Genomic DNA, 16,157 nt, shown 5'->3' with positions numbered 1-16,157 from the left:
CACGCGATGCGTCGGAGGATCTGCCTGCTCGCCTTTTTGTTGGTCTTGATCTCCTGCCTGGCGGGATGGAGCGGGAATGGCTTTGCCGCAGTGGAGGATCAGGCCGGTAAGCCGACCTTGGAGGATCAAGATGCTCCGCCGGCTGCAGTGCCTGCCACGGACTGTCGGCAACTGGCGGCGCAGATCGACCTGCTGCGGGGCCTCATTTCCAGGGAGAACGGCCAGATCAAGCGGGAACTCGCTGCCATGAGGGAAGACCTGGCCCGGCCTGGGTTCCAGGAAATTTTTGCAGGAATCGGCTATATTTTTGGACTGGCGGGAATCGGGTTTTATGTTCACGCCAGGCGGAACCGGGCCGCCCGGAAGAGGGAAAACGAGCTTTAGTGCCGCTCTAAAAAAGAAAGGTATTTGCCGTGCATATCTCTGATGGCGTGGTCCCGACTTCAGTCGCGCTGGGAGGGTTTGCCGTGAGCCTTGCCATTACCGCCTGGAGCGCTCGTAAGACAAACCCCGATGATCTGCCCAAAATTGCCGTGGTGACTTCGGCCTTCTTCGTAGCCTCCCTCATACACGTGCCCATCGGTCCGACAAGCGTTCACCTCTTGATTCCGGGGCTTGTGGGCATTCTCCTGGGAAACAGCGCATTCCTTTCCATCGCTCTGGGAATCGCCCTCCAGAGCCTGCTCTTTCAATTCGGCGGAATCACGGCCATTGGGGTCAACGCCTTCATGATGGGAATTCCCGCCCTCATCGCAGGATGGATTTTTCGCATGCTCAGAGGCGCAACCCTCGCCAGGCACGTTTTTGCGGCGGCCGTTGCGGGGGCAATGGGCGTGGTCCTGGCAGTGCTCATCCTGGCTTCCCTTCTCCTGACGGGAGGTGAAGACTTCCTGGGAGTGGCCAAGATCGCCATGTATGCGCATCTGCCTGTCATTGTGATTGAATCCGCCGTTTCCGCCTTCGCGGTTTCCTTCCTCTACAAGGTCAAACCCGATCTGCTGAATGCCCCCTTTTCCCTGCCTCCTCCAGGGTGATGATCCCATGCCCCCTGCGATTCATGTCATCGAGGTATCAGCCACAGTCCTTGTGCCGGTTCTGGCCGGCCTTGTCCTGCTTTGGTTTCTTTCCAGGTGGCTGCTGAAGTCCCTCTCCTCCGTCAAGGACTTGCCGGAAGGGGAAAAGGGGAGGGATTGGAGCATCCCTCCCCTTGATTCCCAAGCCCACGGGGATTCCCCCTTCCACCGCTGGGACCCGAGGATCAAGATCGTTGCCCTCCTTTTCTTTATGTTTTGCGCAGCTTCCCTCACGCGTCCGTTCTGGGCTTTCATCGCCATCGTCTGGGGAGCGCTCTCCGTAGCGACGGCCCGCATTCCCTTCCGCTATCCCCTGAAGCGGCTTACCGCCATGGCGGGCTTTCTCGGGATGTTTTTGGTGATGATGCCCCTTACCGTTTCCACGAAAAGCGGGGATACCCTTCTGGTTTTAGGCGGACTGACTTCGGTCCCCCTCAACTTGAGAGGTTTTGCACTTGCCCTTCTCATCTGCCTGAAAGCCTCCGCCATTGCCCTTCTGGTGGAACCACTTCTCGCCACTTCCCCCTTTCCCGTCACCATGCAGGCCCTGGCCGGCCTGCGAGTCCCCCGGACCGTCTGCCAGATGCTCATGCTCGCCTATCGCTACATCTTTGTCTTTCAGGAGGAAGTGGTTCGCATGAACAAAGGCATGAACGCGCGGGGTTTCACCAAAAGGACGGATATGGAAACCCTGCGCACCATCGGGAACTTCCTGGGCATGCTCCTCGTGCGAAGCTTCGAGCGTACTCAACGGGTTTATGAGGCCATGCTGGCCCGCGGTTACACGGGGGTTATGGTGGGGGACTTTGAGTTTCACGCACAAAGGCAGGATTGGGCCAAGGGCGCCTTTTGGTTTGCTGCCGGGCTTGCATTGATCGTCGCGGATCGCTTCACCGTTTTGCCGGATCTCACGGCTTTTTTTCTAATGTGACAAGAGAGGTAAAGAAATGGTAATGACACCGCACAAGAGAGAATTCGCATTTCCGGGCCTTGTGGTCTTCATCTCCACGCAAGACGAGCAAGGTGTGAGAAACGTGGCTCCCTATTCCAACCTCATGCCCATCCTGCGGCCGACCGACTTGGTGTGTGTGGCTTCATGGCACAAACGGGATACACTTCGCAATATTCGAAAGACGGGAGAGTTCGTTTTGAATGTTCCCCCCGTGGAGATGGTGAAGCACGTGATTCCTACCGCAAAGCACTATCCACCTGAGACAGACGAATTTGTGGTGGCGGGGCTGACTCCGAAAGCGTCCAAAACGGTGAAACCACCCGGCATCGAAGGCTGCCTCGCATGGATGGAATGCAGTCTGGTTCGGCAGCACATCGAAAAGGAATATGTCCTCATCATCGGCAAGGTGAAGCGGCTCGAAATGCAGGAAGACCTCCTGGATGCAGCGGGTGGCTTCGACCCTCACAAAGCCGATCCTTTGATGGTCCTGCTGAACAATTCGGGAATGCGGTTCGTGACGGTAAAGGACACGGGTTACACCGAACCTTACGGGGCCATGTTCCCGGACGGCAAAGACAGGTTGGCGCACCTCTACAAATAGAGCACCATCGGATGTCAGGGAGAGCCGGCAACTGTCCGGCATCATAAAGAAAAGCTTCGTGGAAGTGAGCGGCTCTCGAAAAACCATCCCATTGCAGTGAGGCCCGCGGAGATGGCATCTTTCCAATCAAATGATTATTATTGTAGTCGAAACCGGAAGGATGGTTTTCAGTGAAATAGAAAGGGGTGATGTTTCTAATGGAAAAGATAAGATGCAAAACAAGCACCCTTGACTATACAACTCTTCGTGAACTTGCACAATCCCGTAACGTAAAATATGTGGAAGCACGGGGATTGGATATGAGGAAAGGGGTGCGCTTTCATAAGGATGGAAGCGACTGGATTGCAGTAGATGCAGGCTTGCCTGTGGAGGAAAAAATCCGGACACTAGGCTATCTGCTGGAAAACGAACCCGCAAGCATGGCAGCAAGGATTGGAATGAAGGGTGATTTCTCTGAAACGAGCTCTTTAACCCCTGTTCTGACCTTATGCTGTTCGTGAGTGTGATTTACACTGCGCATATTGTCATGTTTGCCCTCGTAGTGAGAGAGTAGAAAGATGTGAACAATCTGGATGCTCTCTGGTGTGAAAAGGAGGTGATTTGCGTGGAAAGCTGTGAACTGCCGACAGCAGGAATGTTTGACAAGGCGATTCACCTGCGCATCGAGGAAAAAGACCTCTCTTTTGAACGAGCCCGAGATGCTGCCTACAAGCGTGCTCACACTTACAGTTCCGATCCGATGCTGCTCAGCTGGTTTGACAGAAAAAGCGGGACATACTTTCCGAGCGCCGTTGAATGTTGTGGCAGGGGCGAACCCAGTTGGCTTACCTACGCACACGCCCGAGGTGGAGACCTGGCTATAGACATCAATGATGAAGATTACATTTTTGTCTTCAGGGCTAAGGAAGGTTTGAGTTAATGCATATGGGGTCAGCCCTTGACATAGGACAAAATCAAAAAGAAAAAGTGCTTGTCCAAGAAGGCCTGCCCCCTTTTACCGTGAGAATTCTTTTGACAAAATCTCGCGGTATGAATAAAAAGGGTCGCAAAAAATTGAGATGAGCACTTTCCAGGTGCCCGAAAGGGAGAATAGGGAACCGGGTGAAAATCCCGGGCGGTCCCGCCACTGTAACCGGTAGTCCACCTCATATCCACCGTCGGTCGTCCGTTTTTGGCAAGGCAGGCGGGAAGGGAGGCGCGGGCGTTCTAATCCGGGAGCCAGGAGACCTGCCTGAAAGTGTATGAACACAACCCGTGGGGGTTGGTACAAGGTGTTCATGGATGATGGAAAAGTCCATGCCGTAATCGGCATGGACTTTTTTTTGTTCTGAAAGGCGGCATGGTGCATGCGTAAACCAAGTGCCGGTCCTGATGAATAAAATCAACACCAGGAAAGGGATCTGATGAATCAGTTGAGTGAAGCTCTTAATGGAAAAATCACGCCGGAAATGGAACAGGTGGCGGAAAAAGAGGGAATTTCTCCCGAACGGGTAAGGCAAGGTGTTGCAGAGGGCACGCTGGTCATACCCCGAAACAATCGGCGGAGCGGCATGATCCCCTTGGGGATAGGCGCAGGGCTGAGGACCAAGGTGAGCGCCAGTGTGGGTCTTTACGGATCCGGTGCAAGCGTTGGTGTCGAAGTCGAAAAAATCAGGGCGGCCGTTGACGCCGGTGCGGATTCCATCATGGATTTGAGCGTCAGCGGAGATATCGACGCCATGCGGCGCCAAACCCTCGCGGTCACCCCCACACCCGTGGGAACGCTTCCCCTCTATCAGGCCATCGCGGAAGCGGCGGCAAAACATACGTCCCCGGTGCACATGACGGTTGAGGATCTTTTTGAGGTGATCGAGCGCCAGGCAGCAGATGGGGTCGACTTTCTGGCGCTGCACTGCGGCACGACCATGGACATCGTGCAACGGGCCAAAAACGAAGGCAGGATAGACCCCCTGGTGAGCTACGGCGGTTCCCATCTCATCGGATGGATGATCCACAACCAGCGGGAAAACCCGCTCTATGAGCACTATGACCGTGTCCTGGAAATAGCCCGGAAATACGATGTCACGGTCAGTCTCGCCGACGGCATGAGGCCCGGGTGTGTGGCCGATTCCCTGGACGGCGCTCAGGTGCACGAACTGGTCGTCCTGGGAGAACTCGTGAGGCGGGCGAGGGAAGCGGGAGTCCAGATCATGGTAAAGGGGCCGGGTCATGTTCCCCTGAACCACATCGAGGCGACCATGACGCTTCAGAAAAGCCTCTGCAGGGGAGCGCCCTACTTTGTTTTCGGTCCCTTGGTGACCGATATCGCCGCCGGCTACGATCACATCAACGGCGCCATCGGGGGAGCGATAGCGGCATGGGCGGGAGCCGACATCATCTGCTATGTCACGGCCGCCGAACACATCGGCATTCCCGACGTCGCCCAGGTGCGCGAGGGGGTGATCGCCGCACGCATCGGCGCACATGCCGCGGACCTGGCCAGGGGGCTCGAAGGAGCCGCGCAGTGGGACCTGCGACTCTCCCGGGCCAGGAAGGAGCTGGACTGGGAAGCACAGCTTGCCCTGGCCATAGATCCCGAGCGAGCCAGGGAGCTCAGAAGGCAGAGAAGCGAGGAATCTTCTTCTGCCTGCGCCATGTGCGGAAAGTACTGTGCGATGAAAGTGGTGTCCCGGTATTTAGGGACTTCCGAACGATCTTGCTGAGAGAAAGGATGAATCCATGACTCAGGTGCTGGCGGCCCGTGCGGGCAGAATCACTCCCGAAATGGAAATGGTGGCTCACAGGGAGAATGTGGATATCGAGTTTATACAGGCTGGAGTGGCTTCGGGGAGCATCGTCATTCCCAAAAACATCAGGCGAAAAGCATTCACCTGCTGCGGTATCGGACAGGGTTTGAGGGTTAAAGTGAACACCCTGATCGGTACCTCCAGCGATCGGGACGACATCCGGATGGAAGCCCGCAAGCTTGCCGTCGCGCAGGATGCGGGGGCCGATGCCGTGATGGATTTGAGCACCGGCGGGGATATCGACGGCGTGCGGCGGCAGACGCTGGCGCAGGCAACGGTTGCCGTCGGAAGCGTACCCATCTACCAGTGCGCCATCGAGGCCATCGAAAAGCGGGGAAGCGTGGTGGCCATGACGGCGGACGATATGTTCGCGGCCATCGAGAGGCAGGCGGCGGAAGGTGTGGACTTCATGGCGATCCACTCCGCTTTGAACTTCGAGGTCATCGAGCGCCTCAAGACCACCGGGCGGGTCACGGACGTGGTCAGCCGGGGTGGAGCTTTCCTCACGGGCTGGATGCTGCACAACGATAAGGAAAACCCCTTGTATGAGCAATTTGACCGGTTGCTCGAGATCCTGAAGCGCTACGACGTGACATTGAGCCTGGGAGACGCCATCCGGCCCGGTGCGACGGCGGATTCCCTCGATGGAGCGCAGCTGCAGGGGATGATCATTGGCGGTGAGCTGGTGGCGAGAGCTCATGCGGCCGGAGTCCAGGTCATGGTGGAGGGACCGGGGCATGTCCCCATGCACCATGTCCGGGCAACCATGCTGCTGCAGAAGCGTTTGTGCAACGGCGCACCCTATTTTGTCCTGGGAACACTGGCCACCGATATCGCCCCCGGATACGATCACATCACTTCGGCCATCGGCGGCGCCATAGCCGGTGCGGCCGGTGCCGATTTCATCTGCAATGTCACACCGGCGGAACATCTCGGGCTGCCCACGGAACAGGATGTCAGGGATGGGATCATCGCCGCCCGCATCGCCGCCCACGCGGCGGACCTGGCCAGAGGCAACAGGCAGGCTCTCTCGAAGGACCTGCAGATGGCCCGGGCCCGGGTGGCCCTGAACCTGGACCGGCAAATCGGCCTTTCCATCGATCCCGAAAAGATGAAAGCGAACGGCGCAAACAGGGACGGCGGCCATTGCTGTGCCGTTTGCGGCCCCCAGTGCGCGGCGCAGGTCGCAGCCCGGTATTTCGGCATCGCCTGAACCGGGATTGAATGGGGATGATGAAAATCGGAGGTCTGGCCATCAGACTTTTTTATCCGCAGATTGCGCAGATTTTCGCAGATTAAGAGCCTATCCAAAAACCTACCTCGGCAGCGGACACCCCCCTTTAATTCCCCCCTCAAGGGGGGACCAAGGGGGGTGTCGCAAAGTCCACAGGTGGTTTCTGGATAGGTTCTAAGAAACCAGCTCTATTTCAAGGAATCGGAGGGAATCGAATGGGATCGATACTTCAGACTACTTTGGAGGGAATAAAACCCTTGAGCGCCGACTGGCGTCTAAAGGCCAGGAAACATTTGGATAACCTGGCCATTCCCCAGGGAAGCCTGGGAGATCTTTTGGGTCTGGCGGAACAGCTGGCGGCCGTCAAGGAGAGCCTCCGGCCGTCCGTCACGAGCAAAGCGGTGGTGACCATGGCTGCGGATCATGGGGTGGTGGAGGAGGGCGTGAGCGCCTTTCCACGGGAGGTGACCCCCCAGATGGTGGCGAACTTCGTAGCCGGGGGGGCGGCCATCAACGTTTTGGCAGGGGTCGTGGGGGCCCGCGTGGTGGTTGTGGACATGGGGGTTGGCAGCGATCTGGACAGGTCGTTTGAAGGAAAAGTCCTCTTCCGCAAGGTGGACTATGGTACGCGCAATATGGTTCAGGGCCCGGCCATGAGCCGCGAGCAGGCCGTGAAGTCCCTCGAGACCGGCATCGAGATCGCCGGTCGCCTGGTTCGAGAAGGCGTTGAACTGCTCGCCACCGGAGACATGGGCATAGGCAACACGACGCCGAGTAGCGCCATCCTTGCGGCCTTTTCCGGGTACCCGGTCCGGGAAGTCACCGGAAGGGGGACGGGAATCGGCGACGATGCCCTCGAAAATAAAATCCGCGTCATAGAAAAGGCCCTGGATGTGAACAGCCCCGACCCCGCCGACCCCGTGGATGTTCTGGCCAAAGTGGGCGGATTCGAGATCGGCGGCATTGCCGGCCTGATCCTGGGGGCCGCCCGCCACAAGGTGCCCGTTTTGGTGGATGGCTTCATCTCCTCGGCGGGGGCCTTGCTGGCCAAAAGGCTGGCTCCCCCTTCCCTGGACTACATGATCGCCGCCCATCAGTCCCTGGAATCCGGGCACCGGTTGATGCTGGAGGAACTGGGCCTGAAGCCTCTGTTGAATCTGAACCTCCGGTTGGGAGAGGGAACCGGGGCGGCCCTGGCCATGAATATCGTGGAATCCGCGGCGCAGGTGATCAACAAGATGCTCACCTTCGAGGATGCTGGGGTGAGCAGAAAATCTTGAGGGATGCAGGATGAGACATCTGCCGTTTTTGGAACATGACTCCCGGGAGAGCGGTGCGCAGTATCTGGAGGATCTGGCTACGGGATACTGGTTTTCGGAAGCGCTTTTCACCGCGGTGGAGCTGGATGTCTTTTCCCGGCTCGATCCAGGGGGAAGCTCCGCCGCTCAAATGGCGCAGCTGCTGGAATGCGATGCCCCGGCAGTGGAGCGCTTTCTCGATGCGCTTTGCGCCATGGGTCTGGCAACCTATAATGGCGGGTTCTATTACAACACCCCAATCGCTTCAAACTACCTCGTCAAAGGGAAGGAAGGCTACCAGGGAAATTCCATCCTCTGGCGCAGGTACCTTGCCGCTCCCTGGGGGAACCTGAAGGGCTCTCTCAAGGCCGGCGGAAGAGTCCCCGACTCCGTTGCCCGGGAACCCGGGCAGCTCGCTAGGCGCATCCGCAGCTACATCCGCGCCATGGATGATGTCGCCCGGATCAAGATCCGGGAGATTCTGCCGCTTTTCGGCCCTGTTTCGGGAAATATCCTGGATGTGGGAGCGGGTTCCGGGGCCGTATCGGCCGGTTTCCTGGAGCGTTTTCCCGGCGCCGTGGCGACCCTGCTCGATTTGCCGGACGTACTGGATTGTGCCGTCGAATTGCTGCGCCCGAGGAAGCTGGAAGATCGAATGACTTTTTGCCCGGCCAATATCCTGGAGCCCTGGCCGGTGAGCGAAGGGGCCTTCGATCTCGTGGTCCTCTCCAATGTGCTCCACGCCTATGCGCAGACCGAGGCCGTCCATCTGCTGGATGAAGCCCGGCGATGCCTCACTTCCGACGGCTTCCTGGTCGTCCACGACTTTTTCCGGGAGCATCGTCCCCAGAAGGCCGCCCTTTTTGACTTGAACATGCTGCTCAATACTTACAACGGGAAGGTTTTTGCCGCCGAGTGGGTGCGTGAGCAGCTCACGGGCAAAGGACTTCACGTCACGGATCTCATTGCCCTCGGCTCGGACACGGGTGTGATCGTCGCCTCCAGGGATGCAGAAAAGCTGGCCGGGCTCCGCCTGGCAGTTCCTGAAATCGTCCTTTGAAGGGATTGGCGCCAGGTTAAGCATGATTCGACATTGTCAAAGGAGCATGATAATCATTGCATTCACCGTTAACCCGGGCGATGATTCCCGGTGGAAAGAATCACCCGGCGAAAACTCATGAGTGAACGCAATAAAATCCTTCTTTTCAAGCCAAAAGAGGGTCATGAACGCAAAGAAATCTTTCGAATTCTCCCCATGCGGTCTTGCCACCGGCGTTGGAAGCTTGCCTTTCGTTGATCCGGCCAAGGCGGTCTCCTTCGTGAGAAGGTACTTCACGGCCATTCCACATTGGCCTCAGTTGCCTCTCAGGGGAACGGAAGAAAATTTCGTGTTTCAGTTTTTGCGGGTGCTCGTGGAAACCGGATTGATCAAAATCAAAGGAGGGGTGCCCTGCTTTGACACGGCGGATCCCGCCTGGCCGGACCGTTTGACCCGCTTTTACACGATTTTCCTGGCTGCCGAAGAGGGTGATTCCCACGCACTGCAGAGCTTCGCTCTCCCCAGGGACAATTCGAAAGGATTTTATGCGTTTCTGGAAAGCATCGAAAGAACGGGCCCGCGCGGCATAAGGTTTTTCAAGGGGCATATGGTGGGTCCTCTTACTGCCGGATTCCACCTGAAGGATGATCGGGGGCGGATGGCCTATTACCGGGATGAGCTGAGAGATGTGCTTGTAAAAACTCTGGCCATGCATGCGCGCTGGCAGGCTGTCACATTGTCCGGCCTGGGCCGTCCGGCAATCATCTTTGTAGACGATCCGGGTATCAGTGCTTATGGCTCCTATCTTCACATCACTTTAACCCGGGAGATGATCCTCGAGGATTTCAATTCGATTTTTGCAGCACTCCATTCAGAAAATGCCAGGGTGGGTCTGCATTCCTGCAACAATGCGGACTGGTCGGTGCCCTTGCAGTCCAACCTCGACATTCTAAGCCTGGATGCGTATTGGTACGGGGACTCGATCCTTTGTTATGCTGTGGAGCTTCTCGACTTCCTGGAACGTGGCGGAGTGCTGGCCTGGGGCATCGTCCCCACGATGGAGCGGGCGTTCGAGGAAGATTCCCATTCTTTGCTGCTTCGCCTGGAGCACCTTTGGTCGCAATTGGAAAGATTCGGCTTGAACCGGGAAACGCTGCTAAAACAAAGCATGATCACGCCCGCCTGCGGTACGGGCCTGTTGTCTCCTGAACTGGCGGAGAGAATTTACAGGTTGACCTGCCAGGTTTCGGAGGCGCTGGCGTCGATGTGTTAGCAAGTTTGAACGGAGGCAACCGCCCCCCAGCAATTCTCATCATGAAGACCATCCAAAATGAGAATTCCTGACTGTGCTATTTATGAAGTTGATATTATTGTTATTTTATGATAATAGCGAAGCCCTTTCCACCATCAGCTGAAGCGAGATCGCGCGCCGCCTGTCTTCATTGACAGCTACGACACCACTTCTGGGAAGACTTTTACCGCTCCGGGATCTATCAGCGGCTCCTCTACGAAACCGCCTTTTCCGACAACTTCACTTACACCATCGAAGGGCGACACCAACAGTTCGACCTTTTGGACGATTACACTAGAGGTCCATTCCAGGACGAGAGGCTTCGACTATGACAAGGAGCAGTGGGGGATCAGTTTCAGGCTGAATCATGACATCGAGGGCTTGAGTCACCTGGTGCTGGGGTTTTGACGGCGATTGGCTATGACAACAACTTTGATTTCGGCTCCGAGTTCAGCCCCCTGGGCGGAGTGGTCTACCGCCTGCCCTGGAAGGACGGACTGATCCATGCCCAGATCGCCAAGGGGGGGGGCGGCCCTGCCCGGCGCATGGGTAAACGATCCCATCCACGGCAACAAGGATCTGAAGGCGGAAACGTCCTCTGGTTTGACGTTTGGGGGCCGATCGGTTTGCTGGACCCCAAAGGGCCAGAGGGTGGCAGTGCAAAGAGATTATTTCCTTTCATCTATAGCTATTTGTTTACCAAAGATGATCCTGATTTCCTGAAAAAGATATGGTCTCTCGAAATCCTTCCTCAATCTGATGTCAATTATGTTGATTCTGCTAACCACCCTATCGGATCAGTACCTTTCAGATTCAGCCACAGGAAGGGGGAAGAGGAAGTCGGACTTGTCGTCAATGAAAATTACTATCGTGGCCGTCCCTTTCTGGATGGAGTTACGATTTATTTTCAACCTGACTAAGAGGCTATCCGAAAACATTCCCCGGCAGCGGACACCCCCCTTGAGGGGGGAGCAAGGGGGGTCGCAAAGTCCACAGGGGGTTTTCGGATAGGCTCTTAGTCCAGTGGATCGAGATCAGAAATCACCGCGCTTATCTCTCCCACAGAAAGAAGAAACTCGAAGGGGGCTGAGCCAGGGCGCGTTGTAGGCGTTGTAGGGTTAAGAGGGATTTTTATCAGCCCAGAGCATATCGGCGTTTTTCAGCGTTCCCTTGAATTATGATCATTCCTCAGTTAATTCTTGCATCGTGGAAACCATGCACGCAATGGCAACGATAGTTGCTCCTGCATGATGGTCAAAAATCTTCATTGTATCCGTGCAGAGTATATATGCAGGTGTCGGTATAGTGCCGACATTTTCCCGGGAAGAGGCATGCTTCAAATAAAGAAGAAAATCTCGCATCGATTCTTTCTGGCTATTTTGCTGATCGTTGTGATTCCCATCGGCATCATGGGCTACGAAAGTTACATATTGGCGAAAAAGACGCTCATTACCCTGGCTTTTCAGCACATGGCTACCGTGGCCGAAAACAAGGCAAATCATCTGGGATCCTGGCTCGAGGAGCGACTGGACGATGTCGGTATCCTTTCACGGCTGCCGGTCATCCGTGAAGCCTGTCAACGCTATTGTGAAAGTCTCAATAATCCTTCGGAAATGCCGGAGGACCTGCTCAAGGATACCCTGGGGATCATCGAAAGGCGATCTCCATCTTACGAAACCATTTCTATTGTATTGCCGAACGGTAAGGTCCTCGCTTCGACGCACCCTGAACTTGTCGGCAATCAGAATTTTGTGGCCCTTGAAGAAATCAAGCGGGTGCAGAAGAGCGAGAGACCCGTCCTTGGCCCTGTATACAGGAATCCCGGGAAAGAGGGATGGTATTTCCGGATTGCGGCAAGGATCAATGCGAGGGAGGGGAGGACTCTGGCGTTCATTGTTGCCGTGCTCGACCTCTCGAAGACCATTGATCCCATCATGGTGGAGCGCATCGGGCTGGGTGAGACGGGAGAGACTTATCTCGTGAATAAAGACCGGAAGATCATTTCCGAGTCCAGATTCCTGGACTGGTCCGAGACATACGATCAGAGCTTCGATACCTATGGGATAAGCTCCGTTTTGTCGGAAAAGAAGGGAACGGCCATCTACGAGAACTATATGGGTTGGGAAGTGCTTGGGTCCTACGTCTGGCTGCCGCGTTACCAATGGGGCATTCTCGCCGAGATGGAAGCGGACGAAATCCTTGGGCCGCTCCGATGGATCAAAGCCATCGGCGTTTCCACCACGGTGCTCGTGGGTTTTGTCTGCCTCCTGATGGCCTACCTGGTGAGCAGGCGGGTCTCCATGCCCATTGTCCAGGTCACTGAGGCTGCGGAGAAAATGGCGCAAGGGGACCTGCATCAGCGGATCCCGTTTTCGAGCGAGGATGAAGTCGGGCGGCTTGCCAGGAGTTTCAACCTGATGGCCCAGCAGCTTTCTCAGTCCATTACTTCCCTGAAACAAAAGGAAGAGTCCCTGCAGAAGGCTTACAATGAGCTCATTGCAGCGCAGGAACAGCTCCTGCGCTCCGAACGCATGGCTGCCGTCGGTGAACTGGTCGCATCCGTTGCCCATGAGATGAGGGGGCCCCTCTCTTCCATCAGACTCAACCTACAGATCATGGGGAGGGCCCTGAGGGAAGACGCGGTGCTTCACGAACACTACGAGATCGCCTTCGACCAGGTGATGCAGATGGAGAGGATGTTTTCGGATCTTCTCAACTACAGCAAGCCTCTGGAGCTCCAGAAGAAGGATATCCCCCTGGAGACCCTGATCGACAGGTGCCTCAGGGAGCTCGAAGGTGAATTATCTGTGCGCAGTATCGGGGTGGAGCGAAGCATAGAGCCGGATTTGCCCCCCATTATCGGTGATCCCGACAAGATCGAACAGGTGCTGATCAACGTTTTGAAAAACGCTCTGGAAGCCTCCAGGTCCAATGGGAAAATCCGGGTGTCCGCAACCATGGGAGAAGGCCCTTCGGGTGCCGGAGTCACCATTGCCGTGACCGATCACGGCGCCGGTATCTCTCGCAGGAACCTCAAGACGATCTTTCAACCCTTTTTCACGACAAAGAAGAAGGGAACCGGCCTGGGGCTTGCCATTGTCAAGAAGATCATGGACGCGCACCGTGGGAAGATTTCAGTGGAAAGTGAAGAGGGAAAGGGGACCACAGTGCGACTGAGCCTGCCGGGTGTTGGAGGAGCCCAATGAAGAGAATCATGATCGTCGATGACGATACTTCCCTCACAAGGACCCTCGAACTCTATTTCAGGGGCAAGGAATATGACGTATCCGTTTTCAGAACGGGGAGGGAAGCCCTCGACCACTGGCAGACGGAGGAGCCGGACTTGGTGCTCCTCGACGTACAGCTCCCGGACATAGACGGTCCCGAAGTACTGGAGAATGCCAAGCGCGAGGAGCTTCAAGGGGAGGTCGTCATGATCACGGCCTTTCACGATACGGAAGCGACCCTCAAGGCCATTCGCCTCGGGGCGGCCGATTATCTGTACAAACCCATCGACCTTGACGCCCTGGACCTGCTGCTGGAGAAGATCCTCCTGCAAAAGGCACAAAGGGAGAGGTTGGCGAAGCTCAGCCATGTCATCTCCAAGTCGTACAAGTCCAACCAGATCATCGGCCGCAGCAAGGCCATGATCGAAGTCGTTAAGGCCATTGCCCAGGTGGCTCAAACGCCTGCGAGCGTGCTCATCGAGGGGGAAACGGGAACGGGAAAGGAGCTGGTCGCTCAGACCATCCACCAGGAAGCCGCTCCCGAGGAACCCTTTGTTGCCATAAACTGTGCAGCCATCGTGGAAAACCTCCTGGAAAGCGAGCTTTTCGGCCATGAGCGAGGGGCTTTCACCGGAGCGATACACCGAAAGGTGGGGAAACTCGAGATTGCCGGGAGAGGCACCTTGTTCCTGGACGAGATTGGGGAGTTTCCGCTCCAGCTCCAGGCCAAACTTCTCAGGGTCCTGCAGGAGCGGGAATTCCAGAGGGTGGGCGGCGTAAACACGATATCCATGCCCGCCCGCATTGTCGCCGCCACCAACCGTGATCTGAGAGCCATGGTTGAAGAGGGCGCCTTCAGAGAGGACCTCTATTTTCGGCTCAAGGTTTTTGTGATCCGTATTCCTCCCCTGCGGGAGCGTGTTGAAGATATCATCCCTCTTACGGAGTACTTCGTGCATCGGTTGAATCAGGAGATGGGCAAGAAGGTGTCCCGCATTCCGAATGCCCACCTCGAGGCGCTGAAAGGCTACGACTGGCCGGGCAATGTGCGGGAGCTTCAAAATGTGCTGCGCCGGGGGATGATCCATTCCAAGGGAGAGATCTTCGAATTGGATGAGGATTGGGTGCGGAAGAAGGATCTTACCCAGCCGGGTGGATCGGAGGAGCCCTCGTGGCCCGCCGAGGAGGAGGAAGAGCTGCAGAGCCTGGAAGAGGTCGAAAAGGCTCACATCATGAAGGTGCTCCGACGTACCCGGGGCAACTACGGAGATGCCTGCAGGATACTCGGAATCAGCCGCCCCACGCTGCGCAGAAAAATCAATGAGTACAACCTGCTTGTAGAACTCTAGGGTGACCTTGAGCTTGCGGATCGTGAAACAAATCGTTCAAGCATTGAAAGAAATGATTCTCCCGTTGAACAAAATGTTCATTCTCTTCCCAGCCCCCTCGCATTGAATGTGTTCCCTTCCCATATACCGCTTTTGTGTCCCGGGAGAAGTGCAGTTGGCCTTTCCGTTGCATTTCTTATGGCTTATCTTACAATTTGACATTGTCGGATTTTATATGAACCACGGAGACACGGAGGGCACGGAGGAAGACCGCAGAATCGAGGATCTTAATGAAAGGTACTGAAAGATGAATGTGAGGAAACATTATATTCTTTTGTTTTTAACTCTGTTTTTGTTTGGATTTTCCATCCTTATGGAATCGACCGCCTGGGCGAGAGCCGGTGGGGGGCGCTCTATGGGAAGCCGTGGAAGCAGGAGCTTCTCGTCGCCTCAGATGCCGTCAAGTTCGTCATTGGGTTCGCCGGGTATGAGCATGCCCGGCAGGAATTCCTTTCCCGGCAGCCCCACTCAGCCGTCAGGCGGGTTCTTTGGTCGTAGCCCCTTCATGCAGGGGCTGGCCGGCGGCCTTGCAGGTGGGCTCCTCGGAAGTCTCCTGTTTGGTGGAACGGGACATGCCTCGCCCGGCGGTTTTGGCGGAGGCGGTATAGGACTCATGGATATCGCGATCCTGGGCCTTATCCTGTACCTTGCTTACAGGTTTTTCAAAAAACGGCGTGAGCAGAATGCTGCTGCGGCAAGCTACTACGGAACCCCACCTCAGGCGGACAACTACGAGGGATTTTCTCAAACGGGAGGATCCTATGCTTACGGGACGGCTCATGAACCGGTGCGCGGCTACAGTCAACTGGAGCAGGGCATCGATCAGATCAGGCGTTATGACCCCGGTTTCGACGAGGAGAGATTCAAGGAGACCGTTCAGGACCTTTTCTTTCGTATTCAGGCCGGCTGGATGAACCGAAGTCTGGAAGGGATTGAAAGCATCCTCACAGGCGAAATGGCCGATTTCTTCCGCCGGGAGTTCGAGTCCATGAGACAGAGGAATGTGATCAATCGCCTGGAGAACATAGCCATCCGCAAGGTTGAACTTGCCGAAGCGTGGCAGGAAGCGGGGAATGAATACATCACCGTTCTCATTACGGCCAACTTGCTTGATTACACGGTGGATGCGACGACCCGCGAAGTGGTGGAAGGAGATAAACTGAATCCGGTGAAGTTTAAAGAATTTTGGACATTTACAAGAGATATCGGTGCGCCCGGATGGCGGCTTTCCGCCATCGATCAGGCATAGTTCTCTCGCTCCCCCTCTC

At 56.1% G+C, this 16,157-nt stretch carries 15 protein-coding genes and 1 riboswitch; all 15 genes read left to right on the top strand.

Going from position 1 to position 16,157, the window contains the following annotated elements; genetic code table 11:
- The first annotated feature begins 6 nt into the window (after positions 1–6).
- The 15 genes from QMG16_RS14010 (at position 7) to QMG16_RS13940 (ending at position 16,138) form a co-directional block, all read left to right on the top strand.
- Positions 7–384, top strand: coding sequence for an HI_1622 family ECF transport-associated protein (locus QMG16_RS14010; RefSeq protein ID WP_281795153.1), 378 nt, complete (start codon positions 7–9; stop codon positions 382–384).
- 29 nt (positions 385–413) lie between these two features.
- Complete coding sequence (gene cbiM / locus QMG16_RS14005; protein ID WP_281795151.1) at positions 414–1,034, top strand: cobalt transporter CbiM; 621 nt, start codon at positions 414–416, stop codon at positions 1,032–1,034.
- Positions 1,035–1,041: 7 nt separating this feature from the next.
- Positions 1,042–2,004, top strand: a complete 963-nt coding sequence (cbiQ, locus tag QMG16_RS14000) for a cobalt ECF transporter T component CbiQ (protein WP_281795149.1) — start codon at positions 1,042–1,044, stop codon at positions 2,002–2,004.
- Positions 2,005–2,026: 22 nt separating this feature from the next.
- Entirely contained in the window at positions 2,027–2,626 is a 600-nt protein-coding gene (locus QMG16_RS13995; protein WP_281795146.1) for a flavin reductase family protein, read from the top strand.
- Positions 2,627–2,823: 197 nt separating this feature from the next.
- Positions 2,824–3,126, top strand: a complete 303-nt coding sequence (locus QMG16_RS13990; RefSeq protein WP_281795144.1) for a hypothetical protein — start codon at positions 2,824–2,826, stop codon at positions 3,124–3,126.
- A gap of 104 nt (positions 3,127–3,230) precedes the next feature.
- The gene (locus QMG16_RS13985) at positions 3,231–3,545 is read left to right on the top strand and encodes an AF1514 family protein (RefSeq protein ID WP_281795141.1); all 315 of its coding nucleotides are present in this window, start codon (positions 3,231–3,233) and stop codon (positions 3,543–3,545) included.
- Positions 3,546–3,679: 134 nt separating this feature from the next.
- Positions 3,680–3,875: riboswitch (cobalamin riboswitch) on the top strand.
- A gap of 154 nt (positions 3,876–4,029) precedes the next feature.
- Positions 4,030–5,328, top strand: coding sequence for a phosphomethylpyrimidine synthase ThiC (gene thiC, locus QMG16_RS13980; protein ID WP_281795138.1), 1,299 nt, complete (start codon positions 4,030–4,032; stop codon positions 5,326–5,328).
- A 16-nt stretch (positions 5,329–5,344) separates the two neighbouring features.
- Complete coding sequence (bzaB, locus tag QMG16_RS13975; RefSeq protein WP_281795137.1) at positions 5,345–6,625, top strand: B12 lower ligand biosynthesis ThiC-like protein BzaB; 1,281 nt, start codon at positions 5,345–5,347, stop codon at positions 6,623–6,625.
- Positions 6,626–6,861: 236 nt separating this feature from the next.
- Positions 6,862–7,926: a nicotinate-nucleotide--dimethylbenzimidazole phosphoribosyltransferase gene (gene cobT / locus QMG16_RS13970; RefSeq protein ID WP_281795134.1), complete on the top strand. Its 1,065-nt coding sequence runs from the start codon at positions 6,862–6,864 to the stop codon at positions 7,924–7,926.
- Between the two features lie 10 nt (positions 7,927–7,936).
- Positions 7,937–9,004: a class I SAM-dependent methyltransferase gene (locus tag QMG16_RS13965; RefSeq protein WP_281795132.1), complete on the top strand. Its 1,068-nt coding sequence runs from the start codon at positions 7,937–7,939 to the stop codon at positions 9,002–9,004.
- Positions 9,005–9,167: 163 nt separating this feature from the next.
- On the top strand, positions 9,168–10,256 hold the full coding sequence (locus QMG16_RS13960) for a uroporphyrinogen decarboxylase/cobalamine-independent methonine synthase family protein (RefSeq protein WP_281795129.1): 1,089 nt from the start codon (positions 9,168–9,170) through the stop codon (positions 10,254–10,256).
- A gap of 422 nt (positions 10,257–10,678) precedes the next feature.
- The gene (locus QMG16_RS13955) at positions 10,679–11,194 is read left to right on the top strand and encodes a hypothetical protein (RefSeq protein WP_281795127.1); all 516 of its coding nucleotides are present in this window, start codon (positions 10,679–10,681) and stop codon (positions 11,192–11,194) included.
- 411 nt (positions 11,195–11,605) lie between these two features.
- Positions 11,606–13,480 (top strand): PAS domain-containing sensor histidine kinase, encoded by a 1,875-nt coding sequence (locus QMG16_RS13950; protein WP_281795125.1) that lies wholly within the window; start codon positions 11,606–11,608, stop codon positions 13,478–13,480.
- On the top strand, positions 13,477–14,850 hold the full coding sequence (locus tag QMG16_RS13945) for a sigma-54-dependent transcriptional regulator (RefSeq protein ID WP_281795123.1): 1,374 nt from the start codon (positions 13,477–13,479) through the stop codon (positions 14,848–14,850). The genes QMG16_RS13950 and QMG16_RS13945 overlap by 4 nt, the downstream gene beginning before the upstream one ends.
- A gap of 286 nt (positions 14,851–15,136) precedes the next feature.
- The gene (locus QMG16_RS13940) at positions 15,137–16,138 is read left to right on the top strand and encodes a Tim44 domain-containing protein (RefSeq protein WP_281795121.1); all 1,002 of its coding nucleotides are present in this window, start codon (positions 15,137–15,139) and stop codon (positions 16,136–16,138) included.
- Positions 16,139–16,157 lie beyond the last annotated feature (19 nt).

The organism is Desulforhabdus amnigena, from assembly GCF_027925305.1.
Taxonomy (GTDB): Bacteria; Desulfobacterota; Syntrophobacteria; order Syntrophobacterales; family Syntrophobacteraceae; genus Desulforhabdus; species Desulforhabdus amnigena.
The sequence above is the reverse complement of the archived record's forward strand: the minus strand, read 5'-3'. Positions and strand labels throughout refer to the sequence as shown.